This window comes from Allobosea sp. LjRoot237 (genome assembly GCF_964253285.1).
Lineage (GTDB): Bacteria > Pseudomonadota > Alphaproteobacteria > Rhizobiales > Beijerinckiaceae > Allobosea.
In genome coordinates this window covers 2,474,590-2,500,985 of record NZ_CAXUQP020000001.1, presented here as the reverse complement: position 1 = coordinate 2,500,985, position 26,396 = coordinate 2,474,590, and the positions used below count along the sequence as shown (strand labels likewise).

23 protein-coding genes are annotated in these 26,396 nt (G+C 66.0%); 11 read left to right on the top strand and 12 right to left on the bottom strand.

All coding sequences use genetic code 11. From position 1 onward, the window contains the following. Position 1: 1 nt before the first annotated feature. The 4 genes from ACSQ24_RS12130 to ACSQ24_RS12115 form a co-directional block, all read right to left on the bottom strand. Positions 2 to 1,795: a branched-chain amino acid ABC transporter ATP-binding protein/permease gene (locus tag ACSQ24_RS12130; RefSeq protein WP_436094918.1), complete on the bottom strand. Its 1,794-nt coding sequence runs from the start codon at positions 1,793 to 1,795 to the stop codon at positions 2 to 4. Then, positions 1,795 to 2,712 (bottom strand): branched-chain amino acid ABC transporter permease, encoded by a 918-nt coding sequence (locus ACSQ24_RS12125; RefSeq protein ID WP_436094917.1) that lies wholly within the window; start codon positions 2,710 to 2,712, stop codon positions 1,795 to 1,797. Before ACSQ24_RS12125 ends, ACSQ24_RS12130 begins: the two co-directional genes overlap by 1 nt. 156 nt (positions 2,713 to 2,868) lie before the next feature. Next, a complete protein-coding gene (locus tag ACSQ24_RS12120) occupies positions 2,869 to 4,071 on the bottom strand; it encodes an ABC transporter substrate-binding protein (RefSeq protein WP_436094916.1) in 1,203 nt (400 codons plus the stop codon). 58 nt (positions 4,072 to 4,129) lie between these two features. Further along, positions 4,130 to 5,449, bottom strand: coding sequence for a hydroxymethylglutaryl-CoA reductase, degradative (locus ACSQ24_RS12115; protein ID WP_436094915.1), 1,320 nt, complete (start codon positions 5,447 to 5,449; stop codon positions 4,130 to 4,132). A gap of 161 nt (positions 5,450 to 5,610) precedes the next feature. Between ACSQ24_RS12115 and ACSQ24_RS12110 the strand changes: the two genes are divergently transcribed. Continuing rightward, positions 5,611 to 7,020 carry a PLP-dependent aminotransferase family protein gene (locus ACSQ24_RS12110; RefSeq protein ID WP_436094914.1) on the top strand — a complete coding sequence of 470 codons (1,410 nt, stop codon included), beginning with the start codon at positions 5,611 to 5,613 and terminating at the stop codon, positions 7,018 to 7,020. Between the two features lie 100 nt (positions 7,021 to 7,120). Here ACSQ24_RS12110 and ACSQ24_RS12105 read toward each other — a convergent pair whose 3' ends face one another. The 8 genes from ACSQ24_RS12105 to ACSQ24_RS12070 form a co-directional block, all read right to left on the bottom strand. Beyond that, positions 7,121 to 7,867, bottom strand: a complete 747-nt coding sequence (locus tag ACSQ24_RS12105; RefSeq protein ID WP_436094913.1) for an SDR family NAD(P)-dependent oxidoreductase — start codon at positions 7,865 to 7,867, stop codon at positions 7,121 to 7,123. 42 nt (positions 7,868 to 7,909) lie between these two features. Next, on the bottom strand, positions 7,910 to 8,866 hold the full coding sequence (locus ACSQ24_RS12100; protein WP_436094912.1) for a carbohydrate kinase family protein: 957 nt from the start codon (positions 8,864 to 8,866) through the stop codon (positions 7,910 to 7,912). 47 nt (positions 8,867 to 8,913) lie between these two features. Continuing rightward, complete coding sequence (locus ACSQ24_RS12095; RefSeq protein WP_436094911.1) at positions 8,914 to 9,606, bottom strand: class II aldolase/adducin family protein; 693 nt, start codon at positions 9,604 to 9,606, stop codon at positions 8,914 to 8,916. Between the two features lie 132 nt (positions 9,607 to 9,738). Then, entirely contained in the window at positions 9,739 to 10,734 is a 996-nt protein-coding gene (locus ACSQ24_RS12090) for an MDR family oxidoreductase (RefSeq protein ID WP_436094910.1), read from the bottom strand. Between the two features lie 75 nt (positions 10,735 to 10,809). Next, the gene (locus tag ACSQ24_RS12085) at positions 10,810 to 11,568 is read right to left on the bottom strand and encodes an IclR family transcriptional regulator (protein WP_436094909.1); all 759 of its coding nucleotides are present in this window, start codon (positions 11,566 to 11,568) and stop codon (positions 10,810 to 10,812) included. Positions 11,569 to 11,668: 100 nt separating this feature from the next. After that, entirely contained in the window at positions 11,669 to 12,760 is a 1,092-nt protein-coding gene (locus ACSQ24_RS12080; protein WP_436094908.1) for an extracellular solute-binding protein, read from the bottom strand. A 35-nt stretch (positions 12,761 to 12,795) separates the two neighbouring features. Further along, on the bottom strand, positions 12,796 to 14,580 hold the full coding sequence (locus ACSQ24_RS12075; protein WP_436094907.1) for an ABC transporter permease subunit: 1,785 nt from the start codon (positions 14,578 to 14,580) through the stop codon (positions 12,796 to 12,798). Beyond that, positions 14,577 to 15,719 carry an ABC transporter ATP-binding protein gene (locus ACSQ24_RS12070; protein ID WP_436094906.1) on the bottom strand — a complete coding sequence of 381 codons (1,143 nt, stop codon included), beginning with the start codon at positions 15,717 to 15,719 and terminating at the stop codon, positions 14,577 to 14,579. The genes ACSQ24_RS12075 and ACSQ24_RS12070 overlap by 4 nt, the downstream gene beginning before the upstream one ends. 263 nt (positions 15,720 to 15,982) lie before the next feature. Between ACSQ24_RS12070 and ACSQ24_RS12065 the strand changes: the two genes are divergently transcribed. From ACSQ24_RS12065 to ACSQ24_RS12020, 10 genes are all read left to right on the top strand, one after another. Continuing rightward, the gene (locus ACSQ24_RS12065) at positions 15,983 to 16,783 is read left to right on the top strand and encodes a CoA transferase subunit A (RefSeq protein WP_436094905.1); all 801 of its coding nucleotides are present in this window, start codon (positions 15,983 to 15,985) and stop codon (positions 16,781 to 16,783) included. Next, on the top strand, positions 16,780 to 17,529 hold the full coding sequence (locus tag ACSQ24_RS12060; protein WP_436094904.1) for a CoA-transferase: 750 nt from the start codon (positions 16,780 to 16,782) through the stop codon (positions 17,527 to 17,529). The genes ACSQ24_RS12065 and ACSQ24_RS12060 overlap by 4 nt, the downstream gene beginning before the upstream one ends. A gap of 42 nt (positions 17,530 to 17,571) precedes the next feature. Continuing rightward, positions 17,572 to 18,789 carry a CaiB/BaiF CoA transferase family protein gene (locus tag ACSQ24_RS12055; protein WP_436094903.1) on the top strand — a complete coding sequence of 406 codons (1,218 nt, stop codon included), beginning with the start codon at positions 17,572 to 17,574 and terminating at the stop codon, positions 18,787 to 18,789. Next, the gene (locus ACSQ24_RS12050; RefSeq protein WP_436094902.1) at positions 18,786 to 21,098 is read left to right on the top strand and encodes a molybdopterin-dependent oxidoreductase; all 2,313 of its coding nucleotides are present in this window, start codon (positions 18,786 to 18,788) and stop codon (positions 21,096 to 21,098) included. Before ACSQ24_RS12055 ends, ACSQ24_RS12050 begins: the two co-directional genes overlap by 4 nt. Before the next feature lie 75 nt (positions 21,099 to 21,173). Continuing rightward, the gene (locus ACSQ24_RS12045) at positions 21,174 to 21,743 is read left to right on the top strand and encodes a peroxidase-related enzyme (RefSeq protein ID WP_436094901.1); all 570 of its coding nucleotides are present in this window, start codon (positions 21,174 to 21,176) and stop codon (positions 21,741 to 21,743) included. Positions 21,744 to 22,048: 305 nt separating this feature from the next. Continuing rightward, positions 22,049 to 23,293 (top strand): tyrosine-type recombinase/integrase, encoded by a 1,245-nt coding sequence (locus ACSQ24_RS12040; protein ID WP_436094900.1) that lies wholly within the window; start codon positions 22,049 to 22,051, stop codon positions 23,291 to 23,293. A 318-nt stretch (positions 23,294 to 23,611) separates the two neighbouring features. Next, a complete protein-coding gene (locus ACSQ24_RS12035; protein ID WP_436094899.1) occupies positions 23,612 to 23,923 on the top strand; it encodes a helix-turn-helix transcriptional regulator in 312 nt (103 codons plus the stop codon). A 10-nt stretch (positions 23,924 to 23,933) separates the two neighbouring features. Further along, positions 23,934 to 24,227, top strand: coding sequence for a hypothetical protein (locus ACSQ24_RS12030; protein ID WP_436094898.1), 294 nt, complete (start codon positions 23,934 to 23,936; stop codon positions 24,225 to 24,227). Between the two features lie 573 nt (positions 24,228 to 24,800). After that, positions 24,801 to 25,661 (top strand): hypothetical protein, encoded by an 861-nt coding sequence (locus tag ACSQ24_RS12025; RefSeq protein WP_436094897.1) that lies wholly within the window; start codon positions 24,801 to 24,803, stop codon positions 25,659 to 25,661. 354 nt (positions 25,662 to 26,015) lie between these two features. Next, on the top strand, positions 26,016 to 26,312 hold the full coding sequence (locus tag ACSQ24_RS12020; RefSeq protein ID WP_436094896.1) for a hypothetical protein: 297 nt from the start codon (positions 26,016 to 26,018) through the stop codon (positions 26,310 to 26,312). Positions 26,313 to 26,396: the final 84 nt, after the last annotated feature.

The window sequence follows — 26,396 nt, the reverse complement described above, 5'->3', positions numbered from 1 at the left end:
GTCATGCGGCGTCTCCGGTCACGGCTGCATCATCGTCGGCACCGAGATAGGCGGTGACGACCTTGGGATCCCGTCGGATTGCCTCCGGCCGCCCTTCTGCGATCAGCGCGCCGTAGTCGAGCACCAGCACATGCTGGGAGATGCCCATGACCAGGTCCATATGATGCTCGATCAGCATCACGGTGACGCCAGCCTGCTGGATGCGGCGGATGACCTCGCCAAGCTCATGCGTCTCCTGCGGGTTGAGGCCGGCGGCTGGCTCGTCGAGCAGCAGGAGCTTTGGCTGCGAGGCGAGGGCGCGTGCGATCTCGAGCCGCCGCTGCAAGCCGTAGGGCAGGCTCTTTGCCGGCTCATGAGCGCGCTCGCCGAGGCCGAGATCGGCGAGCAGCGCCAGCGCATCGGCCCGCGCCGTGGCTTCCACGCGCCGGCTCGACGGCAGGCCGAGCAGTGAGGCGACAAAGCCGGTCTCGACATGTCGGTGTGCGCCGAGCAGGACGTTGTCGAGCGCCGAGAGTTCGCCGAACAGCTTCAGGTTCTGGAAGGTCCGCGCAATCCCGAGCGCCGCAATACGATGGGCCGGGAGGCCGGCCGTCTCGCGGCCCTCGAAGCGGATCGAGCCGCCATCGGGCGCGACATGGCCGGAGAGCAGGTTGAGCAGCGTCGTCTTTCCGGCGCCGTTCGGGCCGATCAGCGCATGGACCTTGCCGGCGCCAATCGCGAAGGAGACATTGCGGACCGGCACGATGCCGCCATAGGCCTTGTAGAGATCCTTGACGACGAGGATCTCGCCGCCAGCCGGTGCTGACGAGGCTGCCGCCAGAGCGCTGTGGCCGGGGACATCGGGCGCCACCGCCTTGCGTTGCCGCCAACGCGCCGCGAGACCGGACACCGCCCCGGCGATGCCGTTCGGCATCAGATAGAGCGAGAACAGCAGCAGCGCGCCATAGCTGAAGTGCTGCAAGGCTGGCCAGCGCGCCAGCCAGGCGTCGAGCAAGGTCAGGATGACCGCGCCGAAGAGTGGCCCGTAGAGCGAGCCCGAGCCGCCGAAGATCACCACCACCAGAAGGAAGATCGACAGGTTGAAGGTGATGAAGTCGGAGTTGAAGTACTGGTTCTGCTGCGCCACCACGGCGCCAGCGAGCGCGCAGGTCACCGCCGAGATGACGAAGGCCAGCGTCTTGGTCCGCACGACGGAGATGCCGACCGACTGCGCCGCCGGCTCTGCCATCTGCACCGCGAGGAAGGCGCGGCCATAGCGGCCGGCAAGCAGCGAGCGCAGCATCAGATGGGTCGCGATGCAGAGTGCGCCGACGAACCAGACCCAGTGCAGGTTGGTGAAGCTCGTCCCACCGATCGACGGTGCATTGATGCCGTAAAAGCCGGCCTGTCCCTTGAAGACATCAGTCCATTCCGTGGCGATCTTCTCGACGACGATGCCGAAGCCGATCGTCACCATGGCCAGACTCGGCCCCGAGACTCGCACCGACGGCATCGCGATGACGAGGCCGAAGACGGCGCCGAAGACGCAGGCCAGCGCCAGCGACAGCCAGGGGCTGAAGCCCCATTCGATATTGGCGATCGCCGCCGTATAGGCGCCGACGGCGAAGAGGCCGGCATGGCCGAGCGACTTCTGGCCGGCATAGCCGACCAGCACGTTGAGCCCGGCGGCGGCGAGATAATTCACCCCGATGGTGAACAGGATCTGCAGGTAGAAATCGTTGAAGCCGAGATAGGGCACGAGCGCGAGCGCTGCGACCAGCACCGCCACCCCGATGGCGTGGGCGAACGCGGGCATCAGATCTTCTCCACGCTGCGCGCGCCCATCAGCCCGCTCGGCCTGACCACCAGCACGATGATGATCAGCAGGAAGATGGTGATCTCGCGCAATTCGGCGCGCCAGAGCCCGACCAGCGCCTCGACCACGCCGAGCAGGAAGCCGCCGAGCATGCAGCCGCGCGGGCTGGTCAGGCCGCCGACGATCGCCGCCGAGAAGGCCTTCAGCGCGACGCCGAGCCCGATGAAGACCGAGGCCGTGGTGATCGGCGCGATCAGGATGCCGGCGAGGCCCGCCAGCGCCGAGGAGATCACGAAGGCTGCGATCACGATCATCTCGACATTGATGCCGACGATCGCCGCCGCCTGCGGGTTGAAGGCGACGGCCCGCAGCGCCTTGCCGAAGCGCGTCTTGCGCAGGACGATGTCGAGCCCGACCATGACCGCGACCGCGACGACCGCGATCAGCACCTCCTGCGGCCGGATGCCGGCCCCGGCGATGCGCCAGACATCGCTGCCGAGCGGCGAGGGCACCGCGATCGAGGCCGGGCCCCAGATCGCCAGCGCAGTGTTCTGCATGATGATGCCGAAGCCGATCGTGCTCAGCACCCAGTTGAGGCCGCCTGCACCGACGAAGGGTTTGATCGCGCAATAGTAGAGCGCGATGCCGATCGCGCCGACCACGACGACGCTGGCGACCGTGGCCAGCACATAGGCCGTCATGGTCATCTCGGCCTGGGTGAGGTTGCCGAAATGCGGCTTGCCCGCCGCCAGCAGCAAGAGCGAGACGCCGACCAGGCTGCCCGGCACGAGGAAGGCGCCCTGGCCGAAGTTGAAGGTCTTGGTCGTGGCGTAGGTGATGTTGAAGCCGAGCGCGATCAGCCCGTAGATCGCGCCCAGTGCCAGACCGCTGGCCAGAGCCTGAAGGAATGCCGTCATCGTCTCTCCGTTATGACGAACCAAGCCGTTCCAGCTTCGTCATGCTCGCCCTTGTGGCGAGCATCCACGTCTTGAACACCGCTCTCGATCGATCAAGCGAAGACGTGGATGGTCGGCACAAGGCCGACCATGACGGGACGAGTCCGATGAGGACGCTCAGCGCTTCAGATCCGCCGCCGACAGCTCCTTGACCACCGGATCATCGAGCTTGACCACGCGTCCGTCCTTCCACTGCGCCAGGTGGAAGTCGGCGACGCCGAGCGCCTCGTGCTGCTCCTTGCTGAAGGGCTTGTCATAGGCCTTGATGATGCCCTGAACCTTGCTGAGGTTCTCCAGTGTCTGCTGCAGCTTCGGCCCCTCGGTGCCGCCGGCCTGCTTGATGGCGGCGGCAATCAGCATCACCGCGTCATAGCCCTGCGCCGCCGAGACGAAGGCCGGCATGTTCGGGTGCTTGGCGACGAGGCGCTTGTGCAGCGCCGCGGCCCGGTCGCTGGCGTCCTCGGTGGTCGAGGCCGCGAAGATCGTCTTCTCGGCGAGCTTGGGCCCGGCGATGTTGACCAGCGGCGTGTTGATCGAGCCCCAGGTCGAGAGCAGGCCGGGATAATAGTCCATCTTCTCCATGCTCTTCAGCACCTGTGCCGTCGCGTCGGCGAGCGAGCCGGTGATGATCATGTCGGCGCCGGCCGCCTTCAGCTTGGCGAGCTGCGAGGTCATGTCGGTGTCCTTCGGCCCGAACTTCTCGATGCCGACCGGCTTGATGCCGTGCAGGGCGAGAATCTCCTGCAGGTCCTTGGTCGCGGCCTGGCCGTAGCCGGTGGTGTCGGCGATGATCGCGACGTTCTTGGTCTTCGAGGCCTTGACCGCATAGGCGGCGAGCAGAGCGAGCTGCTCGCGGTCGACCATCGAGACGCGGAAGATGTAGTTCTGCGGCTCCTTGGCGTAGCGGGCGGTGATGTCGGTCGCGGTCGCGACATGCGAGATCACCGGCACCTTCTTCTGCTGCGGGATGTGCAGCCAGGCGAGGGCATTGCCGGAATTGGTCGGTCCGACGACAGCGGCGACCTTCTCGTTGTCGATCAGCTCGTTCATGTTCTGGATCGACTTCGGCGGTGCGCCGGCATCGTCGCGGACAACGCCGACGAGCTTGCGGCCGAGAATGCCGCCCTGCGCGTTCAAATCCTCGATCGCGGCCTGGAAGCCGTAGAGACCCGACAGGCCGAGCTCGGCCGCGCCGGAGGCGGACTGGTCGGCATTGTAGCCGATCTTGATCTCGTTCTGCGCGAAGGCTGGCAGCGACAGCGCCATGCCAGTCGAGACCAGCAGGGCACTGAGTGTGCGGCGGGTGATGCGATTGTCCATGAACGTTCCTCCGATTGTCGTCCGCTTGATGCGGTTCTGTGGTGAGTCTTGAAAAAGGTCAGCCCTTGCGCCGCTCGGCCAGCAACTCGCGCGCCCGATCGACACGGACGTCGTGGCTGCGGGCGAGCTCGGCGGCGACCGCCTCGATCTCGGTGCCCTCGGCGCCGGCGACGATGGCGATGTTGCGGGCGTGCAGCGCCATGTGGCCGCGCTGGATGCCCTCCGTCGCCAGCGCCCGCAGCGCCGCCATGTTCTGGGCGAGGCCGACCGCAACGGTGACCTCTGCCAGCTCCTGCGCCGTCTGGACTCCAAGCAAGCGCAGCGACCATTGCGCCAGCGGATGCGTCTTGGTCGCGCCGCCGACCAGGCCGAGCGCCATCGGCAACTCGATCGAGCCGACGAGATTGCCGTCCTTGTCCTCTTCCCAGGTCGTCAGCGAGGTGTAGCGGCCGCTGCGGGCGGCATAGGCATGGGCCCCGGCCTCGATGGCGCGCCAGTCATTGCCGGTCGCGACCACGACCGGGTCGATGCCGTTCATGATGCCCTTGTTGTGGGTGGTGGCGCGGTAGGGATCGATCGCGGCGAAGGTATAGGCGTCGAGCATGCCGTCGATCATGCGTCGCCCGGAGAATTCCTTCGTCGCCAGCGCCGCCTCGGGAATGGTGACGCTGGCGCGCGCCAGCCGGAGATCGGCGAGGTTCGACAGGATGCGCAGGCGCACCGTACCGCCGGTGATGCGCTCGACGATCGGCGCGACCGTCTCGGCCATGGTGTTGACGGTGTTGGCGCCCATCGCGTCGCGGACATCGACGAGCAGGTGCATGACGACGATCGGCCCGCGCGGGGTCTGCGGGAAGACATGGACCTCGATGCCCTGGCAGCCGCCGCCGAGCGAGATCAGCATCTTGTCCTTGGCATTGGCGGCGGCGACGATCTCGGCCTGCGCCGCCAGCAGCTTGTGGCGCGCGCCTTCCGGATCACCGACGCCGAGCAGCTGGACCTGCGCCCGCATGATCGACCGATCGCTCGAGGTCCGGAAGCCGCCCGAGCCACGCGCGATCCGGGCCATGTAGGAGGCGGCGGCGACGACGGAGGGCTCCTCCACCGCCATCGGGATCAGGTAATCCTTGCCGTTGACGGTGAAGTTGGTGGCGACGCCGAGCGGCAGCTCGAAGGTGCCGACGACATTCTCGATCATGCCGTTGGCGAGATTGAGCGGCAGCGCGCCTGGTTGCGCAAGCAGAGCGCGATCGGCATCGGAGAGGCCCGCCGCGGCGACCGCCTGCGATAGCCGTTCGGCGCAGCTCAGATTGCGATAGTTCTCGATGCGCGAGTTCACCCCACGCCCGGCGGCGCTCTGCGCCTCGGCCGTCACCATGTCATGTCCTCCCCAGCCGGGGTTAATTTTGCGGCGCGCGATCGGCGGCGGCGCTTCTTCGGTTGACAAGCTCGGACAATCGCCGGAGAGCGGCAAGGCACAATTTCCGCAATGTCCCATTCTCTGTACCAGCCAGATGACTGGTACAGATGCGAGGCTTGATGGACGAGCAGACCGACAGCAACCGGACCGGTGCGATCGTTGCCCGGATCAGCCGGATGATCGATGAAGGCCTGCTCCAGCCGGGGCGACGCATGGCCTCGCTGCGGCTGGCAGCCGGCGAATATGGCGTCTCGAAGAACACCATGGTCGAGGTCTATGACCGGCTCGTCGCCGGCGGCCGCCTCGAAGCCCGTCGCGGCGCCGGCTTCTATGTCCGCGCCCCGGGACAGCGGCCGAGCGAAGCTCCGCCGCCGCATATGAGCGAGGCGATCGACATCGTCTCGCTGCTGCGCGAGCAGCTCTGCCAGGTCCATCCCGTGCGCGTCGGCGATGGTCGCCCGCCACGCTCCTGGATGGAGGATTCCGAGCTCGGGCGGCATTTGCGCCTGCGCACGGGCAAGGGCGACCTGCCGGTCGAGCACGGCTATGGCGATCCCGTCGGCTATGCGCCATTGCGCGCCCAGATCGGGCTGATGCTGGCCGAGCGCTCGATCCAGGTCTCGCCGGCGCAGATCCTGCTGACCTTCGGCGCCAACCACGCGCTCGATCTCATCATCCGCCAACTGCTGCAGCCCGGCGACACCGTTCTGGTCGACAGCCCCGGCTACTATCCGCTCTTCGGCAAGCTGAAGCTCGCCCGCATCGAGATCGCCGGCGTCAGGCGTCTTCCGGACGGGCCGGATCTCGACGATCTAGCCACCCAGATCGCGCGCCACCGGCCCAAGGTGTTCTTCACCCAGTCGCTGGCGCATAATCCGACCGGCGGCTCGATTGCCCTGCCGATCGCCCATCGCCTTTTACAGATCGCTGCCCAGCACGATCTCACCATCGTCGAGGACGATCCTTTTGCCGACGTGATGCCGGCGAGCGCGCCACGGCTCGCCGCGCTCGACCAGCTGGAGCGGGTGATCTATCTCGGCACCTTCTCGAAGACGCTCTCGGCCAGCCTGCGCATCGGCTATGTCGCGGCGAGCCCGGCGCTTGCCCGCTCGCTCGGCGACATGAAGATGCTGACCGTGGTCAACAGCTCCGGCTATCTGGAACGCCTGGTCAGCGACCTGATCGCCAGCGGCCAGTACCGTCATCACCTCAAGCGCCTCAAGGAACGCATCGGCAAGGCGACCCGCAACGCCTTCGGCGGTCTGGAGCGCCTCGGCCTGCCGGTCTTCACGCGCCAGGGCGGCGGCTACTATCTCTGGGTCGGGTTGCCGCCCGGCCTAGACGATCTCGCGCTCGCACGCCGCGCTTCCGAGCAAGGCATCTTCATCGCGCCCGGCACGGTTTTCCTGCCCGAACGGCACCAACCCGAAACCGACGAAAGAGCGGCCGGTATGCGCATCAACGTCGCCTATGCCGATGACCCCGCCTTCCTGACCTTCCTTCAGGCAGAACTGGCGAACGCGACCTAGCGTATCGGCGGCGACCGGCTATGCCAGAGCGGCATCAAAATCGGCGTCTGCCAACGAGTTCAACAGGCGATATTGCCAGGTTCGATCATCTCTACGCTGCTTAGCTGTAGAAGATGCCGCCATCCACATTGAGAGCCTGGCCGCTCACAAAGGCGGAGTCGTCTGAGGCGAAAAAGGCAACCGGCCCAACCACATCCTCCGGATCGCCGAGCCGATGCAGGTCCGTGACCTTCTCGAAATAGGCGACCCGCTCGGGATCACGCAGATTGTTCATTCCCATCTCGGTCTGGATGATGCCGGGGCAGACTGCGTTCACGGTGATGCCGTACTGCCCGAGCTCCATCGACGAGACGCGCGTGAAGCCGACGACCGCCGATTTAGATGCGGCATAGTGCGCCTGGCCCGGTCCGCCGGTGCGGGCGGCCAGCGAGGCGATGTTGACGATGCGGCCATAGTGCCGCTCGCGCATATGCGGGATCAGCGCCTGGGTCATCTGGAAGACGCCGCGTGCATTGACGGCGAGCGTCATGTCCCAGAGTTCGGGCGTCAGCTCCTCGATCGAGGCGAGCTTCAGGATGCCGGCATTGTTGACCAGCGCATCGACATGCCCGAGGCCCTGTACCGCCTCGGCGGCTGAGCGGCGGCAATCCTCCTGATCGCTCACATCGGCCACGATGGTGAGGCAACGCCGACCGCGCGCCTCGATCTCCGCTGCCGTTTCGCTCAGCGCGGCCTTCTGCGGGCCGATATCGGTCAGCGCCAGATCGTAGCCGCGCTCGGCGAGCCCCAGAGCGATAGCGCGGCCGATGCCCCGGCTGGCGCCCGTCACGATGGCATGTCTGATCATGTCTGTTCTCACTGCGGAAGCCGAAAGACGGTGCTGCCTGCGTCAGGCGGTCTTGCGCACCGGCAGGCTGTTCATCGCCTGCACGGTTTCGTCGAAGGAAACGAGGTTGGCGCCGGAGCCGAGACCGGTGGCGACGAGCGCCGCGGTCGCGGTCGCGAGCCGTGCGCATTCGGTGAGGTCCCAACCCCGGACGAGGCCGGCGATGAAGCCGCCGGAATAAGCGTCGCCGCAGCCGGTGGTGTCGCGGACCGCGATCTCGAAGGCCGGCATCGTGAATTGCTGGCCATCCCGCGTCATGATGAAGGAGCCGTCGCCGCCCAGCGATATCGCGCAGGCGCCAGCTCCCCGGTCGAGGAAGAAACGGGCGCAGGCGGCCGGATCATGCGTGCCGACCATCACGGCCGTCTCGTCGATGCTCGGCATGAAGAAGTCGACCTCGGGCAGCAGCGGCTCGAGGAGCGCCAGGGTTTCGGGCCGTGCCGAGATCAGGTCGAGCGTGGTCGCGCGTCCGGCCTTGCGGGCGTCGGCGAGCAGGGCGCGGGAGGGCTCGCCATCCATCGCCAGCAGCGAGCCGACGCCGCCGAGATGGACGATCCGCCCCTGACAGGCGCGTGCTTGCGCGGCGGGAGAGATGCGCCAGCGGGCCGAGGCGCCGCGGGCATGGAGGGCAGGGCGCGAGCCATCCGGCCGGATCGGCAGGATCGTGGCGGAGGTCGGGCTGCCGGCAAGGCGCTCCATCACCGACACGTCGATCCCGTCGCGCCGCAGCGCATCCAGCATCCAGTCCGCCTTTTCGTCCTCGCCGACTGCGCCGACAGCGAGCGCCGTGAGGCCCAGCCGTGCGCAGGGAACGACCGTCCCGCCGGCGGTCCCGGCGACGGTAAGGCGGATCTCGTCGATCAAATAGCGCGTGCCGGCCGGTGGAATCTCTGTGACCGGCACGCCCAGGATATCGAGGATGTAGGAACCGCAGACGCTGACATCGTGGGTGGGCGACATGGAGGCTTTCTCGGACGGGAAGAGGAGTAGCGGTGCAGGCGGCCTTGTCAGGCGGCGCTGCCAGAAGCCGCTGCGAGCGGGTTCCTGTCGCGCAGGCCGTATTGGCCCCAGCGCCTCAGGATGCTGTCGATCTCCACGTCCGGAAGGAGTGGCGGTGTGCCGATCTGCAGGCAGCCATGGTACTGCTTCGCCAGGGTCTCGACCTCGATGGCGAGCCACATCGCCTTGCGTAGGCTGACTCCGGTCGCGATCAGCCCGTGATGGGCCAGAAGGCAGGCACGTCGGTCGGCCAGCGCCTCGAGCGCCAAATGGGACAGCTCGGCTGTGCCGTACTGGGCATAGGGCGCGCAGGGTATGTCGTTCCCGCCGCCGGCGGCGATCATGTAGTGGATCGCCGGGATGCTCTTCTGCATGATCGCCAGGATCGTGCAGTAGGCCGGATGGGCGTGGACCACCGCGCCCGTCTCCGGCTTCGCCTTCAGGATGTCGAGATGGAAGCGCCACTCCGTCGAGGGCACATTGCCCTCCCGCGCCGTCCAGCCGCCATCCCAAGCCATGAAGACGATGTCCTCGGGTGTCATCTGGTCATAGGGCAGCCCGGAGGGCGTCAGCAGGATGCCGCCATCGACGCGGACGCTGATATTGCCCGACGTGCCCTGGTTGATGCCCGCCGCCGTCATCTCGCGGCAGGCCATGACGATGGAGTGCCGCAAGTCGCGGTCGTCCCGGTTCGTTCCCATCCCGCGAAGCCTCCCTGGTCCGGTGATCGCCTTACTAGGTTGACGATCTGTTCTGTATTTCAGAACACAATTCTATTTTGATAAAAGCGCATAAAGCCTGTCAATGCCGGCGCGCACGGCTTTACGCGATGGTCAGCGGGAAACGTCGATCACGACGCGGCCACGGATCTTGCCGGCGACGATGTCCTCCGCCAGCGCCGGCAGGGCCGACATCGGCTCGACACGGGCGATCCGGCCGAGCTGTGCCTTGTCGAGGTGATTGGCCAGCGTTTTCCAGGCGCGATCGCGCTTTGCAGCCGGCGCCATCACGCTGTCGACGCCGAGAAGGCTCACGCTGCGCAGGATATGCGGTGCGACGCTCGCCGGAAGGTCCATGCCGCCCGCCAGCCCACAGGCCGCGACCGCCCCGCCATAGGCCGTCTGCGCCAGCACATTGGCCAGGGTCGTCGATCCCACCGAATCGACCGCGCCGCCCCAGCGCTCCTTCTGCAGCGGCCCGCCCTTTTCGGCGAGAGCCGCGCGCTCGACGAAACCGGTGGCGCCCAGCTCGGACAGATAGGCGTGCGTCTCGGGCCTGCCGGTCGCCGCGGTGACCGTGTAGCCCTTGCGGGCGAGAAGGCTGACCGCGGTCGAGCCGACGCCGCCGGCCGCGCCCGTCACCAGCACCTCGCGCCCGCCGGGGACGATCGCCCCCCAATCCTCGAGCGCGTCGACGCAGAGCGCGGCCGTATAGCCGGCGGTGCCGATGCCCATGGCCTCCTCGAAGGTGAAGGCTTCGGGCAGCCGTGTCAGCCATTGCGGCTTGAGCTTCTGGAAGCGCGCATAGCCGCCCCATTCGGTCTCCGAAAGTCCCCAGCCATTGACCAGCACCTTGTCACCGGGCCTCCAGTCCGGGGAGCGGCTCTCGACGACCGTTCCGGCCAGGTCGATGCCTGCCACCATCGGTAGCCGCCGCGCGATCCGGCCCTTGCCGCTGATCGCGAGCCCGTCCTTGTAGTTCAGCGTCGAGAAGGTGATCTCCACCAGCACGTCGTGATCGGGAAGATCGGCGAGCGAGAGGTCCCGGAACTCGGCGCGCGGGCGCCCCTCATGGTCGACGATCATCATGGCCCGGAAGCTGTCGTTCATGGTTCGGCCTTTCCGCGGATGGAGCGGGTTCGTTTCGGGTGATGCGCTCGCGCCGGGCGGAGCGCCGGAGTGGTGTCAATGCCGAGGTCGGTGGCCGAGCGTCGCGCTGATCGACTGTGCCGCCTTCCGGACCTCTTCTGAAAACTGTTTCAATTCCTTGCGCTTCAGCCGGGAGTCGGGTCCCGATATCCCGATCGCGCCGACGACCTCGCCGGCCTGGCTGAGGATCGCGCAGGCGCAGGCCGCGATGCCGTCGCGCCATTCCCCCTGCAGGACCGTGGCGTAGCCCTGCTGCCGGACCTGCCGGATATCGGCCATGAGTTCCTCGAGCGTCACGCGCGTCGTTGCAGTGTAGCGCTTGAAGAGTGGCCGGAACCGTTCGAGAGCCTCGTCGGGTTCATGCGCCAGCATGGCCTTGCCCGTCGCCATGGCGAAGGCCGGCGCGCGCATGCCGACGCTGGTATGGGCCCTGATTTGATGCTTGCTCTCGATCTTGTCGACATAGACCACGTCGGTGTCGTCGAGCACGGAGAGATGAACCGTCTCGCCGGTCGCCTGGGCCAGCGTCTCCATGGCCGGGTGGGCGATGGCGACGAAGTCCAGTCGCTTGACGACGTAGCTGCCGAGTTCCCAGATCTTCAGCGTCAGCTCATAGGTGCTGCTCGGCGGGGGCGCCTGCCTCACGAAGCCCTGCGTCTGGAGGGTTGCCAGCAAACGATGCACGTTGCTCTTGGTCAGGCCGAGCTCGCCCGCGAGATCCGTGATGCCGCGAGGCTTGCTGCTGCGTGCCAGAACCTCGAGAAGCCGCAGCCCCTTGGTGAAAGCCTTGTCCATCGTGAAGTTCGATCCTCTGAGCCGGGCTTATCTCTAGCCCCGGCCATACGCGACGGGAAGGCGGCCGCCCATCGGGACCCGGCCGCTTTCCGCCAGCCGGCTATTTCGCCAGCAACGCGTTGAGCTTCTCCTGGCCGTGCTCCTCGTTTGTCGAGCGGCCATCGGGCGAGGCGGCGCCCCAGTAGTCCGGGCTCCATTCGATCGCCTGAGCCAGATTCTTGGGGTTGTTCGCCCAGTAGACGCTGGTCTTCGGGTCGGCTGCGTCGAACACGACGGAGGAGGGCAGGGCGACCGGGAAGTTCGAGGTCAGCTCGGCCGCGCGCTTGGGGTCGAGCCGCCAGGACAGCACCTTCAGGGCGTTGTCATAGTTGGGCGCCCCCTTCGGGATCGAGAAGAAGTCGTAATAGACGAAGCCCTGGTTCCAGGTCAGCCCGACAGGCGCTCCCTCGAGGGCGAATTTACTCATCGAGCCGGTATAGGCCATGCACATGTCGGCCTCGCCATCCAGCAGCAGCTGTGGTGGCTGCGCGGCGGTCGTCCACCATTTGGTCACATGGGGCTTGATCTCGGCGAGCTTCTTCAGCGCCCGCTCCATGTCGATCGGATAGAGCTTGTCCTTCTGCACGCCATCGGCCATCAGCGCGGCCTCGAATGTGAAGCGCGACCAGGCGGGCATGCAGCGCCGGCCCGGGAACTTCTTGACGTCCCAGAAATCAGCCCAGCTCTGCGGCTCGCTGCCGCTCTTGTACTTGTCCTTGTTCCAGGCGAGGCCGACGCCGATGACCTGCAGGGCGACGCCCTTGGGCCGCTTGAGGTTGTCCGGCATCGCCGCCAGCGTGGTCTGGGCGGATTCCGAGAGCTTCTTGTAGTCGATCTCGGCGAGGCAGCAGTCACCGAGGAGCTTGGTCTCCTGGTCGAAGATGAAGGCGAGGTCCCAGGCTGCCTTCCCGGCGTCGGCCTGGGCCTTCAGCCGCGGCCCGCTCCGCGCCTCCTGCACGGTCACGACCTTGATGCCCGTCGCCTTCTCGAACGACCCATACATGATCTTGCGCAGGGCTTCGCCATAGGCGCCGCCCGGGTCCTGCACGATCACCTCCTTGCTCTGGGCCTGAGCACCCTGGGCCAGGCCCAGCGGCGCTGCCATCGCGGCCAACGCGGGGAGCACCCGCCAGATCGTCATGCGTTGCGTCATGGTCTTCATCCCTCCCGTTTCTGATTGATTGCGCCTCAGGCACCCGTACGTGACCGGGCGAGTACGGGCCCAGCGAGCGCGAGCCCGATCACGACCAGCAGGACCTCGAGCGAGGAGACCACCGCCAGCACCGGATTGAGCTGGTAGTTGATGTCGGCCCAGAGCATCAGCGGCAGGGTCTTCAGCTGCGCGCTCGACAGGAACAGCGACAGCACCAGCTCGTCGAACGAGTGCAGGAAGGCGAAGAAGGCCGCGGCCGCGAGCCCCGGTGCGATCGCCGGCAGCGTCACCGTGCGAAAGACGGTGAGCGGGGAGGCGCCATGCACGGCAGCCGCTTGTTCGAGGCGCTTGTCGACGCCCTGGAGCGCCGCCGAAACGATAATCACGACGAGTGGAATGCCGCCGATCGCATGGGCCGAGGCGAGCCCCCAGATCGTCCCCACGAGATCGAAGCGCAGGAACAGGCTGTAGAGTGACAGGCCGAGCACCACCGGCGGCACGATGGCCGGGCTCACGAGCAGGAGCATGATGACCGACTTGCCGCGGATGTTGCTGCGCACGATCCCCATCGCAGCGGAGGCCCCGAGCACCACCGAGATGACGGCCGACGCGGCAGCGATCACCGAGGATTTCCAGAAGGCCTCCATCCAGTTCGGATCGGAGAAGAACTTCTCGTACCAGCGCAAGGAGAAGCCGGGCGGCGGGAAGGTGAGATAGGAGGCGCTGCTGAACGAGATCACCATCACGACCAGGATGGGTAGGATCAGCGTCGCGATCACGCCGCCGCCGAGGATGATGACGGTCCAGCGTCCCCAACCGGGATGCAGCCGGCTCAGCAGCCGCAGGATGGGCCAGCCGATTCGGTCAGTGATCCCGGCGAAGAGACGCTGCCGTGGAGCGGCTGCCTCCCGGCTCGTGCCGGTGCGCGCCTGCCCCTCCGCGAACTTGCCGCCGCCCCAGATGAACTCGAAGCCGAGGACATGGCCGGCGAGGCCGACGAAGAGCAGAGTGATGACCAGGAGCACCACGGCGAGCGCCTGGAGAAAGCCCTCGCTGCTGATGAAATCAGCCTGTTGCACGATGTGCATGGCGAACATCTGGTCGCCCGGCCCGCCGAGCAGTGTCGGCGTGATGAAGAAGCCGAGCGCGGCCACGAAGACGAGCAGGAAGCCGGCCCCCATTCCGGGCAGGGTGAGCGGCAGAAGGATGCGCCAGAACGTGGCGATCGGCCCAGCGCCGGACGCCTGTGCGGCGCGCGGCAGCGCCGCGTCGAGGCGCGAGACGCTGGAATAGATGCTCAGCACCATGATCGGCAGCAGGACCGCCGTCATGCCGAGCAGGACCGTGCCGCGATTGAAGAGAAGCTGGGCCGGCTCGTCGAGGAGGCCGAGCCCGGTCAGGAGCTTGTTCACCGGACCGTTGCGGCCGAGCAGCACCATCCAGGCATAGGTCCGGATCAGGACCGCGATGAAATAGGGCAGGATCACGCCGGCCGTGATCAGGGTCCGGGTCATGCCGGAGGTGCGCCGGATCAGAAGCGCCGTCGGATAGCCGAGCAGCAGGCACAAGGTCGCCACTGTGAGGGATATCTGCATCGTCCGGACGAGCGAATCCCAGTAGAGCGGCACCAAGAACACCCGCTCGAAGAACGTCGAGACCGTCGGCCCGCTGACACTGAGGCGGACGAGGTCGATGACAGGCAGCAGATAGATGAAGCCGAGGAAGAGCGCGGCCGGCAGCAGAAGCAAAGCGGGATTGGAGAGCCTTCCGGCAAGACCAGTTCGCCCGTGGCGAGGGGCAGTGGCGGCGAGGACGCTCACGACAGTACCCAGCAATCGGCGGCGCCCCAGCTGACATGCAGGCGGTCCTCGATCGCCGGCAACGCCCGGACCGCCGTGTCCGTGCAGCGGATCAGCAGCGTCTCTCCGCTGTCGGTGCGGGCCTCGATCCGCAGGACCTCGCCGAGGAACAGAGCGGAGGTCACCGTGACCGGCATCGTGTTCGGTCCGGGCGCATCAGCGATGGCGATCCGCTCGGGCCGCACGAGCACGGTAGCGCGCCCGACCTCGATGCCGTGCCCGGCATCGGCCTCGAAGACGTAGCCGGCGCGATTGCGCAGCGCCATCACCCCGCCGCGCCGCTGGATGATCTCCGCCTCGATCAGGTTGCTCTCGCCGACGAAGGAGGCGACGAAGCGGTTCTGCGGATGCCGATAGATATCGACCGGAGTGCCGATCTGCACGATCCGCCCGGCGTCCATGACCGCGATGCGGTCGCTCATCGTCAGCGCCTCGCCCTGGTCGTGGGTGACGAATAGGATGGTGCTGCCGATCGCCCGGTGCAGCTCGCGGATCTCGATCTGGATGGATTCCCTCAGCCGCCGGTCGAGCGCGCTCAGGGGCTCGTCCATGAGCACGATCTTCGGGCGCCGGACGATGGCGCGGGCGATGGCGACGCGCTGCTGCTGGCCGCCCGACATCTGCGAGGGCGTCTTCGCGGCATGCTCGGACAGGCGCATGATCTCAAGCGTCTCGGCGACGCGGCGTTCGGCGGTCGCGCGGTCGAAGCCGGCCATGCGCAGCGGGAACGCCACGTTCTGCGTGACCGTCATGTTGGGAAAGAGCGCGTAGCTCTGGAAGACCATGCCGAAGCCGCGCTTATGGGTCGGGACATGGTCGATCGGCGCGCCGTCGACATGCATCTGTCCGCCATCGAGCGTCTGGAATCCGGCAAGGAGATTGAGCAGCGTCGTCTTCCCGCTGCCCGAGGGACCGAGCAGGGTGATGAACTCGCCGGGCAGGATGTCGAGAGAGATGCGGTCGGCGGCACGGAAATCGCCGTAGTTCTTGACCACGTCGCGCAGGACGATGCCCGAGCCGATCGAGCCCTGCGCCCTTGCCGCTCCCGACTGTTTCGCCCGCGCCGGCTGCTCGGCGCGAGACGCCAGTTCAGTCGCCATAGCGTTTCTCCCAGAGTTCTAAATTATAGAACGCTATTCTGTTTCTTTTAAATAAGGAGCTTGCCAGAGGCGCTGTCAAGCAGTCTCATCGGGATACGGCGAAGGGTGGCAGACGCTGCGTAAGGGTCGTTGCTGCGTCATATTGACATCGCGCGCCGCGGGCCGATAGGCTCATTTTTAGAATATTATTCTATATTATAGAACGACCGCGCGATAGTGTGGTCGATACCGAAGGGAAGGGATGCGCAATGGACCTGCGGGGCATGGCGAGCCGTGTCGAGGCGGGAATGCAGCTCGCGCTGCCGGTCGACTACGCGGGGGTCTCGATGGCGATGACCCGGGCGCTGATCGACCATGGCGCCGGCGATCTCGATCTCTTCTGCGTTCCGACCGGAGGGCTGCAGGTCGACCAGCTCGTGGGCGCCGGGCTCGTCCGCTCGGTCGAGACCAGCGCGGTCTCGCTCGGCGAGGCGGGTGGCGCGCCGCGTTTCAATCAGGCGGTCGGGGAAGGGCGGATCGCGCTCAAGGACGCGACCTGCCCGGCCATCCATGCCGGGCTGATGGCCGCCCAGAAGGGCAACCCCTTCCAGCCGCTGCGCGGCATCATCGGCAGCGACATCCTGCGCTTCCGGCCGGACTGGCGGGTGATCGACAATCCCTTCGCCGACGGCGGCGATCCGATCGTCCTGATCCCGGCGGTGCGGCCTGACATCGCACTCTTCCATGCGCCGGTGGCGGACCGCCATGGCAATGTCTGGATCGGGCGGCGGCGCGAGCTCGCGGCGATGGCTTACGCCGCGGAACAGACCCTGGTCACGGTCGAGCGCATCGTCGACGAGAACCTGCTCGGCAGCGAGATGAGCGCGGCCGGAACCCTGCCGGCGCTCTACGTCACCGAGATCGCGGTCGCGCCCCGTGGTGCCTGGCCCTATGGTCTCTGGGGCGAGTATCCGACCGATACGGCCGAGATCCAGCGCTACGCGAAGGCCGCCCGGACGCCGGAAGGCTTCGCCGAATACATGGCTGGATTGCCGGGTAATCGGAGCCGGGAGCTGGCCCGATGACGGACGTGCATCCTCGCGAGATCCTGATCGCCAGCATCGCCCGCCTGCTCGACGGCGTCCGGCATGTCGCCGTGGGCGCGTCGTCGCCGATTCCCGCTGCCGGCGCGATGCTGCTGCGGGCCTTGAAAAAGCACGCCGGTGCGCCTCCGGTCAGGATCTCCATCCTCGGCTCGGTCGAGCACAACTTCTTCACGAACGGCTCGGCCGAATTATTCGACTGCGCCGGCCAGGGGCGGATCGATGCCTTCTTTCTCGGCGGCGGCCAGATCGACGGGCAGGCCAATATCAATCTCGTGGGCATCGGCGATTACCCGGCAACGGCGCCGCGTTGGCCGGGCTCGTTCGGGTCGGCCTATCTCTATTTCGTCGTTCCGCGCGTCATCCTTTTCCGCGAGGAGCACAGCCCGCGGGTCTTCGTCGAGAAGGTCGATTTCATCAGCGCGCCCGGGACGAGCGAGGCCGGCGTCCATCGCACCGGCGGACCGGTGGCGCTGCTGACCGGCAAGGCCCTGTTCAGCTTCGACAAGAGCCGGTCTGGCTTCACCCTGGAGAGCCTCCATCCTGGCCACGATCTGAACGAGGTCAAGCAGGCGACGAGCTTCGCGTTCAGGCATGCCGAACGCCCTGGCCAGACCGAGCTGCCCGACCCGGCAACCCTCGCTCTCCTGCGCGGACAGGTCATGGACGAGCTCGCGGAAACCTATCCGGAATTCGCCAACCAGATGCGGCAAGAGGTCTGCGCATGACGCGACTGCCCAGCCGAGACAGCCAGCAGGACAGGACAGGACATGAATTCTCGCATCGGCTCCCTGGCCAAGATCAAGGTCATCGACGCCAGCCGCGTTCTTGGCGGCCCCTATGCCGGCCAGATCCTCGGCGACCATGGCGCCGACGTCATCAAGATCGAGCCCCCGACGGGCGACGAGACACGCGGCTGGGGACCGCCCTTCCTCGATGACGCCGCCAGCTATTTTCTCGGCGTCAACCGCAACAAGCGCGGCATGGCGCTCGACCTGACGCAGGAGGCCGGCCGCGAGCTGCTCCTGCGCCTGCTGGAAACCGCGGATGTCTTCATCGAGAACTTCAAGACCGGCACGCTCGATCGCTGGGGCCTCGGCCGGGCGGAACTGGAGCAGCGTTTCCCGCGTCTCGTCCATTGCCGCGTCTCGGGCTTCGGCGCCGACGGGCCGCTCGGCGGCCTACCTGGCTACGATGCCGCGATCCAGGCCTCGGCCGGCATCATGAGCGTCAACGGCGAGCTCGGCGGAGCGCCGCTGCGGGTCGGGCTCCCGGTCGTCGATATGGTGACAGGGCTCAATGCCGTGATCGGCATCCTCATGGCGCTGCAGGAGCGGGCCTCGAGCGGGAGAGGGCAGTTCGTCGAGGCGACGCTCTATGATTGCGGGGTTTCGCTGCTGCATCCCCACCTGCCGAACTACTATCTCTCGGGGAAGGTCGCGGGGCGTTCCGGCAACGCCCATCCCAACATCACCCCGTATGATGTGTTCGCCGCGCGCGACGCGCCGCTATTCCTCGCCGTCGGCAACAACCGGCAATTCGCCACGCTGTGCCAGGTCATCGGCCGGCCGGCGCTGGCGGAAGACCCGCGCTATGCGGCCAACAAGGATCGCAACAGCAACCGCGACTCGCTCAAGGCCGAGCTGGAAGAGGCAATGACGGGTTTCGATTGCGGCCCGCTGGCCGAGCGCCTGATCAAGTCCGGCGTGCCCTGCGGCGCCGTCCGCACGATCGATCAGGTGATGGCCGACCCGCATACGCACCATCGCGAGATGGTGGTCGACATCGGCGCCTACCGCGGCACCGGCAGCCCGATCAAGCTGTCGCGGACCCCGGCCTCCTACCGCCTGGCCCCGCCACGCTTCGGCGAGCACACTGCCGCGATCCTCGACGAGGTCGGCGTGCAGGGCGATCTCTTCGCCGACGTGTTGCCGGGCTTCGAGGCGGACGCGGACACGACCGCCCGGCAGCAGAAGGTGCGCCGATGACCTCGGTTCAGCGCTATCCCCATTGCAGCCATTGGGGCGCCTATACTATCCTGGTGGAGGATGGCCGGATCACCGGAATCGAGCCCTTCGAGCATGATCCCTCACCCTCGCCGATCAACCAGTCGGTCCGCGACTGGGCGAGCCCGGAACGCCGCGTCCTGACGCCGCTGGTCCGTTCCGGCTGGTTGGAGGGCCGCGAGAACAGCGATCGACGGGGCAGGGGCCGCGACAGGTTCGTGCCGGTGAGCTGGGAGGAGGCGAACTCTCTCGTCGCCGACGAGATCCGGCGCGTCTCGGAAACCTTCGGCAATGCCTCGATCTTCGCCGGCTCCTATGGCTGGACGAGCTGCGGGCGCTTCCATCATGCGCCCTCGCTGCTTAAGCGCATGCTGAACCTCGTTGGCGGCTATACCGGCCATGTCGATACCTATTCGATCGCGGCCGGCCCGGTGATCCTGCGTCATACGCTGGGCGATGCCGGCGCCTGCGGCGGCCAGGCCAATACGCTCGACACCATCGCGGAGCATACCGAGACGCTGCTCGTCTTCGGAGCGCTCTCGCCGCGGACGGCCCAGAACGAGGCCGGCGGCATCGCGAGCCACGCCCTCGAGACCCATCTGCGCAAGATCGCCGAAAGGGGCGTGAAGGTCATCCTCATCTCGCCGCTCCGCGACGACGTTCCAGATTGGCTGAACGCCGAATGGTGGCCGATCCGGCCGAACACCGACGCGGCGCTGATGCTCGGACTCGCCGGCGAGATCCTGAAACAGGGGCGGTATGACCGCTCCTTCCTCGCGCGCTGCACGAGCGGCTCCGAGCGGCTCATCTCCTATCTCGACGGCAGCCAGGACGGGGCTGTCAAGGATGCGGCCTGGGCAGCCGGCATCACCGGGCTGGAGGCGAGCTCGATCGCGGAACTGGCGCGGCGGCTCGTCGAAACGCGCTCGATGCAGACCGTGAGCTGGAGCCTGCAGCGGGCTCATCACGGCGAGCAGCCGTTCTGGGCGGCGCTGGCGCTGGCGGCGATGACCGGCCAGATCGGCCTCCCGGGTGGCGGCGTCGGCTATGGCTATGCGTCGCTCGGAGGCGTCGGGGCGCCGATCAATCTCGGCAAGTCGCCGGCGATGTCGCAATTACGCAAGCCGCTGGAGAGCTTCATTCCCGTCGCCCGGATCAGCGACATGCTGCTTCGTCCGGGCAGCACGTACACCTATGAGGGCGAGACCCGGACCTATCCTGATGCACGGCTGGTCTACTGGGCGGGCGGCAACCCCTATCACCACCATCAGGACCTCAACCGCCTCGCCGAGGCCTGGACGCGGCCGGAGACAATCATCGTCCAGGACCCGATGTTCACGGCGACCGCCCAGCGGGCCGATATCGTGCTGCCGGCCAACACCTCGATCGAGCGCAACGACATCGCGGGTAACAAGCGCTCCGATTGCATCATCGCCATGCACAAGGCGATCGGGCCGGTGGGGGAGTCCCGCTCCGATTTCGCGATCTTCCGGGGGATCGCAGAACAGCTCGGTGTTGGGCCGGCTTTCGACGAAGGGCGCGATGAGATGGGCTGGCTGCGCCATCTCTATGACCTGACGCGCACCGACGCCGCCGCGCGCCTCGGCTTCGAGATGCCGGATTTCGATACGTTCTGGACCCAAGGCTACGCCCATTGCCCAACGCAGGCGAAGGTTACCTATCTATCCGAGTTCCGCGAACGGCCCGAGGACCACGCCCTCGACACCGAGAGCGGGCGGATCGTCCTCGGCAGCAAGACCCTGGACGCGCTCGGCTATGATGATTGTCTCGCTCATCCGGCCTGGATCGAGCCGGTGGAATGGCTCGGCGCGGCGGATGCTGCCGACCAGTTCCACCTGATTTCGCATCAGCCGGAAGGACGGCTGCACAGTCAGCTCGAGACCAGCGCTGCCAGCATGGCCACGAAGCGCGGCGGCCGCGAGCAGGCGCGCCTCCACCCGGAGGATGCTGCCGCGCTCGGCATCGCCGACGGCCAGACCATCCGGCTCTGGAACGAGCGCGGGGCCTGCCTCGCGACCGCCTGGCTCACCGAGGGGGTTCGGCGGCGGGTCGTTGTCCTGCCGACAGGCGCCTGGTTCACGCCAACAGGCAATAGCAGGCTCGACATCGCCGGCAATCCGAATGTCCTGACCGTCGATATCGGAACCTCCGCCTTCGGCCAGGGCTGCTCGGCCCATACCTGCCTCGTCAGGATCGAGCGCTATGAGGGCGCGGCTGGAGATGCGGTGGAGCGCTATCGCGAGCAGATGGAGCGTCTGGTCGCCGTCTAGCCCCGCGTTTTTACAAAGACACGCGCGCCGCCCCCGTGCGGCGGTTGAGATTCGCGCAAGAGAGGAATCGCCAACATGACACAGCCCGCCATCAGCCGCTTCCCGGTTCCCGAGATCGGCACGCTGCCGGCCGACATCCGTGAGCGGATTCTCGCCGTGCAGGAGAAGTCCGGTTTCGTGCCGAACGTCTTCCTGACCCTGGCCCATCGCCCGGATGAGTTCCGTGCCTTCTTCGCCTACCATGATGCGCTGATGAACAAGGCGGAAGGGCTCACCAAGGCCGAGCGCGAAATGATCGTGGTCGCGACCAGCAACGCCAATCAGTGCCAATACTGCGTCGTCGCCCATGGCGCGATCCTGCGCGTGCGGGCGAAGAACCCGCTGATCGCCGATCAGGTGGCCGTCAATTATCGCAAGGCCGACATCACGCCGAGGCAGCGGGCGATGCTGGACTTTGCCATGAAGGTGTCCGCCCGGGCCTACGAGGTTGGCGACGACGATATCGCCACGCTGCAGAACCACGGCTTCAGCGAGGACGACGCCTGGGACATCGCCGCCATCGCCGCCTTTTTCGGGATGTCGAACCGCCTCGCCAACGTGACCAGCATGCGCCCGAACGACGAGTTCTACGCGATGGGCCGGTAGGGCATAGCCGTGATCGTGCCGAGCGGTCGCAGGTCGCGCAGAAGACAGCAGCGGCTCGATTGGGAAGCCGCGAACCTTGGCGTCCGATCGGCATGGCGTCAGCGAGAAGCATGATGGCGGAAGGGGTGTCTGTTTCCGTCGAACCCAACCGCGTCCAATCCCGTCCAAAAACCGCAACCAAAGAGGATAGTTAGGCTAGTTAGTTCGTCCAATCCCGTCCATTGAAATTCAGCCAAATCCGACGTACAGATGTGGGTCAAGATGTGGGTTGATTGAGTTCGAATTCCATTTCGCCAGGGACTTCAATGGCCATCGAACGACTTACCGCGCTCGGCATATCCCGCCTGAGCAAGCCGGGCATGTATGCTGATGGCGGCAACCTCTGGCTACAAGTCTCGCCCGCCGGAACGCGGTCCTGGTCGATCAGGTTCACAATCAACGGCAAGGCTCGACAGATGGGCATTGGCTCCGTCCTCGATGTCTCGCTCAGCGAAGCGCGCAATATGGCGAGGGAGGCTCGCCGACTGCTCAACGCGGGCGAGGATCCGATCGAAGCGCGGAAGGCTCGACTAGAGGCCCAGCTCGTCGCTGATGCAAAAACGTTGACGTTCAAAGATGCGGCGGAACGCTACCTCGCATCCCACAAGGCGGGCTGGAAGAGTGAGAAGCACGCTGCACAGTGGCAGGCAACGCTTTCAAAGTTCGCCTATCCCGTTTTTGGCGACCTCTCCGTCGCTGCAATCGATACCGGCCTCGTGCTCAAGGCTATCGAGCCCATCTGGAAATCGAAGGCCGAGACGGCATCGCGGGTGAGGGGCCGCGTCGAATCCATTCTGTCGTGGGCGACGGCGCGTGGTTACCGCAGCGGACCGAATCCTGCCGCTTGGCGTTCGCATCTCGACCGTCTGCTTCCGGCGAAGACGAAGGTAGTCAAGGTGAAGCATTTCGCCGCCATGCCATTCGATGATCTGCCGGGGTTTATGGCCGAGCTCCGCTCGAAAGACTTCGTGTCCGCACGCGCGCTAGAATTCACGATCCTCTGTGCCTCGCGCACTGGCGAGACGATCGGGGCGCGGTGGAGCGAGATCGACCTTGATCAGGCGCTATGGACCCTCCCCGGCGAACGGATGAAGGCAGCGAAGCCCCATCGCGTCGCGCTGTCTGAGCGCGCGATTAAGATTTTGAAGGGTCTGCCGCGAGAGGGGCAGGGCGACGGCTATATCTTCATGGGATCCCGACAAGATCGCCCTCTATCGAACATGGCGTTGCTGGAAGCGCTTCGTGGCATGCGCCCGGATGCCGGACTGACGGTTCACGGCTTCCGATCGTCATTTCGAGATTGGGTCGCTGAGTGCACGTCGTTTCCGTCCGAAGTGGTCGAGATGGCGCTGGCACACCGAGTGTCCGACGCGGTCGAGGCCGCATATCGGCGTGGCGATTTACTTGTGAAGCGGAGGCGACTGGCGGAGGCATGGTCGGGCTTCTGTGGGGCCGAGCTGGCATCGGCAGGGAAGGGTGGCAGGGTCGTCGCGATCGGTAAAAGGGCCTAGCTGCGACAACGCGCCGCATCGATGATCGCGTCCGGAAGAGGCTCTGCGGGACCGTTTTTAGGGGGCAGGGAGCCCCCATTTTCGTGCCCATTTTCGGCACCTCGGAACGCCCCCTAAAGCAGAATAGTGCCTACTGCTGTTGAAGTATAGAAAATGCGTTTCGCATTACAACGCGACATTTAAATTCTTTTAATTTTGCGTATAGCGACAATTTTGCGTCCGCAGTCAAAATACTTTCTCAATCTTTTCAAGTTAATTTGAATCACTCATATTTGAACGCATCCAACCGTGATCGGTGAAAGCCGACGTAATTCGGAGATGCGCATCATGAAAGTACTCAGACTTCCGGAAGTTATCACGATATCGGGTTACCAAAGATCATCAGTACTTGCGAAAGCGAGAACTGGGGAGTTTCCCGCGCCGATCCGGCTTGGCCCGAACTCGATCGGCTGGATCGAGAGCGAAATCCTCGACTGGCTCAGAGAGCGGATGGCCGCACGCGACGCCAGCGCGAAAACCGTCAATTCTGGCATGATCGAGCCCGCATCGGCGCCCTTCCCGAAGAAGCGCCGTCAGGAGGTCGACCGCGCCGACGAAGCCGCAGCGGCTGGCCGCCAGCGTCCGGCGTGAGGGGGCGCTCATGACCGACAAACTGGACGCCGTAGACGAGACCTTTCGGGCGTACCAACGGCCCCCGAACAACCTGCGCCCCGAAGTGGCTGCGACAGTCATCGGGATCAACTTTGGGAGGGCACTGCTGGTGGACGCTGCGACTGTTGCGCGCGGCCCAGCCATATTGATCCGCGCCGCCAGAGCGATGGCACAAGCTGTGCCGTCAATAGTGTCTGCCGGACTGGTCGAGGAGACGGTCGCGGCAGCGGAGCGAGTTATCAGCGAGGCGCTGGCCGCTATCCCCGCGGGAGGGCGTTCGTGATGCAACCCGAACACCCCGAAAGCAGAAACCCCGGCGCGGCGGCAACCGCGCAGGGGCAGATCGAAGAGTCAGTGAGCGCCCTTGCGATAGACCTCGTCGGCCCTGCCGACAAGGCCGAGCGCAGCCCCTTACTGGCAGCCGGCACCCAAGCCGACCGAATCCGCGCGGCGGCTCGTGAGCTCTGCCGGCGGCTCCGCGAGGGGCGGTCATGAGCCAACCTCACCCCAATTGCCGGCAGTGGTTCGACAACCTGCTAAGTGATGCGCACGCGGAAGGCTACAGCGGGGCGGCTGCGCTGCATCGCATAGCCGAGCGGGCCGGTAATGATGCGGGCCGGATCGCCTATGCGGCCGGCACGGTAGCGGCGCACTGGGCGCAGATCGAAGCGCTCAGCTGCGGGAGGCGGTTCGCCGACATCCTGACCGCCGGCGGCCTGTCCCGAGCGCGCCGCGCTCCGTTGCTTGAGCGCATGACGGCGGAGCGTAGGCGCCGTGTAACCGAGCTAGAATCGAGTCTTGGTCTTTGGGCGGCTCGCGATCGCGCTCGCGGTGAACAGGCGAGGGGAGGCCGGCCATGAGCGCCGACGATCTCCGTAACTTTGCGACCCGAAAATTCCGCCTCATTGAGGCCGCTGGCTCCGATCCCGAGCTTTCAGCACCTTTCTTCCGGCTGCTGCTGTGCGTTCTCGACCGGCTCCCGGAAGGTTCGAGCATTGTGGCCCTTGGTGACGATTACCTACGCGATGAGTGCCCCGGTTACCGAGGCGATGGAAGATTGCGAAAGGCCAGGTCTGCCATTCGAGCGATTGGTTATTGGGATTTCGTACCGGGCAGCGGACGCGATGCGACCGCCTACACGGTCAAGTGGGATCGCGTCGCTCAGCTGCTCATGGAGCGGAAGAAACGAGCGAAGATTCGAAGTGACAAGCGCGAGGAGCGCGATGCGGCCTTCCGCGCACTCGGCGCAGTTCGTCGTGGCGAGCTCGTCCCCACCCCCGGCAGAATTGATCCCCCCTCGTCGTCCGTTGGGGAGGGGATCAAATCTGCTCGCTCGCATCTTGATCACCGAGGGGGGATCAAATCTGCCTCCCCTCAAACTGCGCAGTTGAGACGGGGCGAAATTGATCCCCCGTTCAATTGCTCTACCTCAATAGGAAGGGCTACCGAGAAAGAGGTTCCCTCGTGCGCGCGCGAGATCCTCGCCCGCCATTATGCTTTCGACCGGGAAGAGCTCGAACTTGCTGCTGGCATGATGGGCGACGGTGATCCCGATCGCGGCTTCGCTCTGCTCGCTCTCCTCGACGATGGACATCTCCGAGCGCTCGCGAGCCGGCTGGATAATGCCGGAGCCTTGCTCTCGGCAGGCGCAATCCAAGCCGCGCGCACCGCCGCTCTGCGCATTGAAGCCGAGGCCGCGAGGAGGGCCGAGCGATGACAGGCTGGGGTGAAACGCCGCTAGGCCGTTGGGCCAATCAGCCCGAGCCCGTTGCGGCCAGCGTGCACGATCTGGATGAGTTTCGGGCCAGGTCGGCAAGGTGGCGTCTCGAAATCGCGCCTCGCGCTGCGAGTGTCGGGTCGGCGATGCTGGTGCTTGATCGTGTCCTTGACATCGCGCCGCCGCCGCCGATGGTGCGCCTCGCTGACGTCATCCCGCGCCGCCGGGCATGAGTTGAATAGACGCAGCGCATCACAGGCGGCGCTTTGCCCTGCGACGCTACGCTTGCACCTGAAACCTCTCAGCTGCCGCTCGCGGGGCATCGTTAGCCCGGCACTAGGTAAGGAAAAATCTATGTCCGACAATGAAACAAAAATCCGACCCGTGCGGCTTGCCGCCCCTCCGCCAAAGGAAGTTATCCGAACGATTCGGATCGTCGCGAGCGGTCTGAGTGTTCGCGTCGGCCCTCATTACCGATTTCTGGAGCCGAGCGCAGAGGACAGCGTGACCAGGCTGAAGACTGCAATGCGTGAGCTAGAGCACTTCAAGGCCAAGCACCGGCTGTTGCTCGATCCTCAGAATATCAATCTGCTCGACGACGTGCTCGAAAATCTGCGCTGGCGGATCGCGGAGCATTTGAATAAGCGCTGAGCAGATCACGAAGATTACCGGAAAGCGGTGGAACCAGGACATCGGTCAATCCGCGTTGGCTAGTCCGGATTGCGCCAAGCGCAG

What these genes read in the sequence shown, in the direction of transcription:
- ACSQ24_RS12105 (WP_436094913.1), bottom strand. Translation starts at nt 7,867, where the DNA reads ATGATCAGACATGCCATCGTGACGGGCGCCAGCCGGGGCATCGGCCGC.
- ACSQ24_RS12035 (WP_436094899.1), top strand. Translation starts at nt 23,612, where the DNA reads ATGCGCATCATGAAAGTACTCAGACTTCCGGAAGTTATCACGATATCG.
- ACSQ24_RS12125 (WP_436094917.1), bottom strand. Translation starts at nt 2,712, where the DNA reads ATGACGGCATTCCTTCAGGCTCTGGCCAGCGGTCTGGCACTGGGCGCG.
- ACSQ24_RS12070 (WP_436094906.1), bottom strand. Translation starts at nt 15,719, where the DNA reads ATGGCGACTGAACTGGCGTCTCGCGCCGAGCAGCCGGCGCGGGCGAAA.
- ACSQ24_RS12040 (WP_436094900.1), top strand. Translation starts at nt 22,049, where the DNA reads ATGGCCATCGAACGACTTACCGCGCTCGGCATATCCCGCCTGAGCAAG.
- ACSQ24_RS12100 (WP_436094912.1), bottom strand. Translation starts at nt 8,866, where the DNA reads ATGTCGCCCACCCACGATGTCAGCGTCTGCGGTTCCTACATCCTCGAT.
- ACSQ24_RS12030 (WP_436094898.1), top strand. Translation starts at nt 23,934, where the DNA reads ATGACCGACAAACTGGACGCCGTAGACGAGACCTTTCGGGCGTACCAA.
- ACSQ24_RS12080 (WP_436094908.1), bottom strand. Translation starts at nt 12,760, where the DNA reads ATGACGCAACGCATGACGATCTGGCGGGTGCTCCCCGCGTTGGCCGCG.
- ACSQ24_RS12020 (WP_436094896.1), top strand. Translation starts at nt 26,016, where the DNA reads ATGTCCGACAATGAAACAAAAATCCGACCCGTGCGGCTTGCCGCCCCT.
- ACSQ24_RS12090 (WP_436094910.1), bottom strand. Translation starts at nt 10,734, where the DNA reads ATGAACGACAGCTTCCGGGCCATGATGATCGTCGACCATGAGGGGCGC.
- ACSQ24_RS12130 (WP_436094918.1), bottom strand. Translation starts at nt 1,795, where the DNA reads ATGCCCGCGTTCGCCCACGCCATCGGGGTGGCGGTGCTGGTCGCAGCG.
- ACSQ24_RS12050 (WP_436094902.1), top strand. Translation starts at nt 18,786, where the DNA reads ATGACCTCGGTTCAGCGCTATCCCCATTGCAGCCATTGGGGCGCCTAT.
- ACSQ24_RS12095 (WP_436094911.1), bottom strand. Translation starts at nt 9,606, where the DNA reads ATGGGAACGAACCGGGACGACCGCGACTTGCGGCACTCCATCGTCATG.
- ACSQ24_RS12120 (WP_436094916.1), bottom strand. Translation starts at nt 4,071, where the DNA reads ATGGACAATCGCATCACCCGCCGCACACTCAGTGCCCTGCTGGTCTCG.
- ACSQ24_RS12025 (WP_436094897.1), top strand. Translation starts at nt 24,801, where the DNA reads ATGAGCGCCGACGATCTCCGTAACTTTGCGACCCGAAAATTCCGCCTC.
- ACSQ24_RS12045 (WP_436094901.1), top strand. Translation starts at nt 21,174, where the DNA reads ATGACACAGCCCGCCATCAGCCGCTTCCCGGTTCCCGAGATCGGCACG.
- ACSQ24_RS12110 (WP_436094914.1), top strand. Translation starts at nt 5,611, where the DNA reads ATGGACGAGCAGACCGACAGCAACCGGACCGGTGCGATCGTTGCCCGG.
- ACSQ24_RS12085 (WP_436094909.1), bottom strand. Translation starts at nt 11,568, where the DNA reads ATGGACAAGGCTTTCACCAAGGGGCTGCGGCTTCTCGAGGTTCTGGCA.
- ACSQ24_RS12065 (WP_436094905.1), top strand. Translation starts at nt 15,983, where the DNA reads ATGGCGAGCCGTGTCGAGGCGGGAATGCAGCTCGCGCTGCCGGTCGAC.
- ACSQ24_RS12115 (WP_436094915.1), bottom strand. Translation starts at nt 5,449, where the DNA reads ATGGTGACGGCCGAGGCGCAGAGCGCCGCCGGGCGTGGGGTGAACTCG.
- ACSQ24_RS12055 (WP_436094903.1), top strand. Translation starts at nt 17,572, where the DNA reads ATGAATTCTCGCATCGGCTCCCTGGCCAAGATCAAGGTCATCGACGCC.
- ACSQ24_RS12060 (WP_436094904.1), top strand. Translation starts at nt 16,780, where the DNA reads ATGACGGACGTGCATCCTCGCGAGATCCTGATCGCCAGCATCGCCCGC.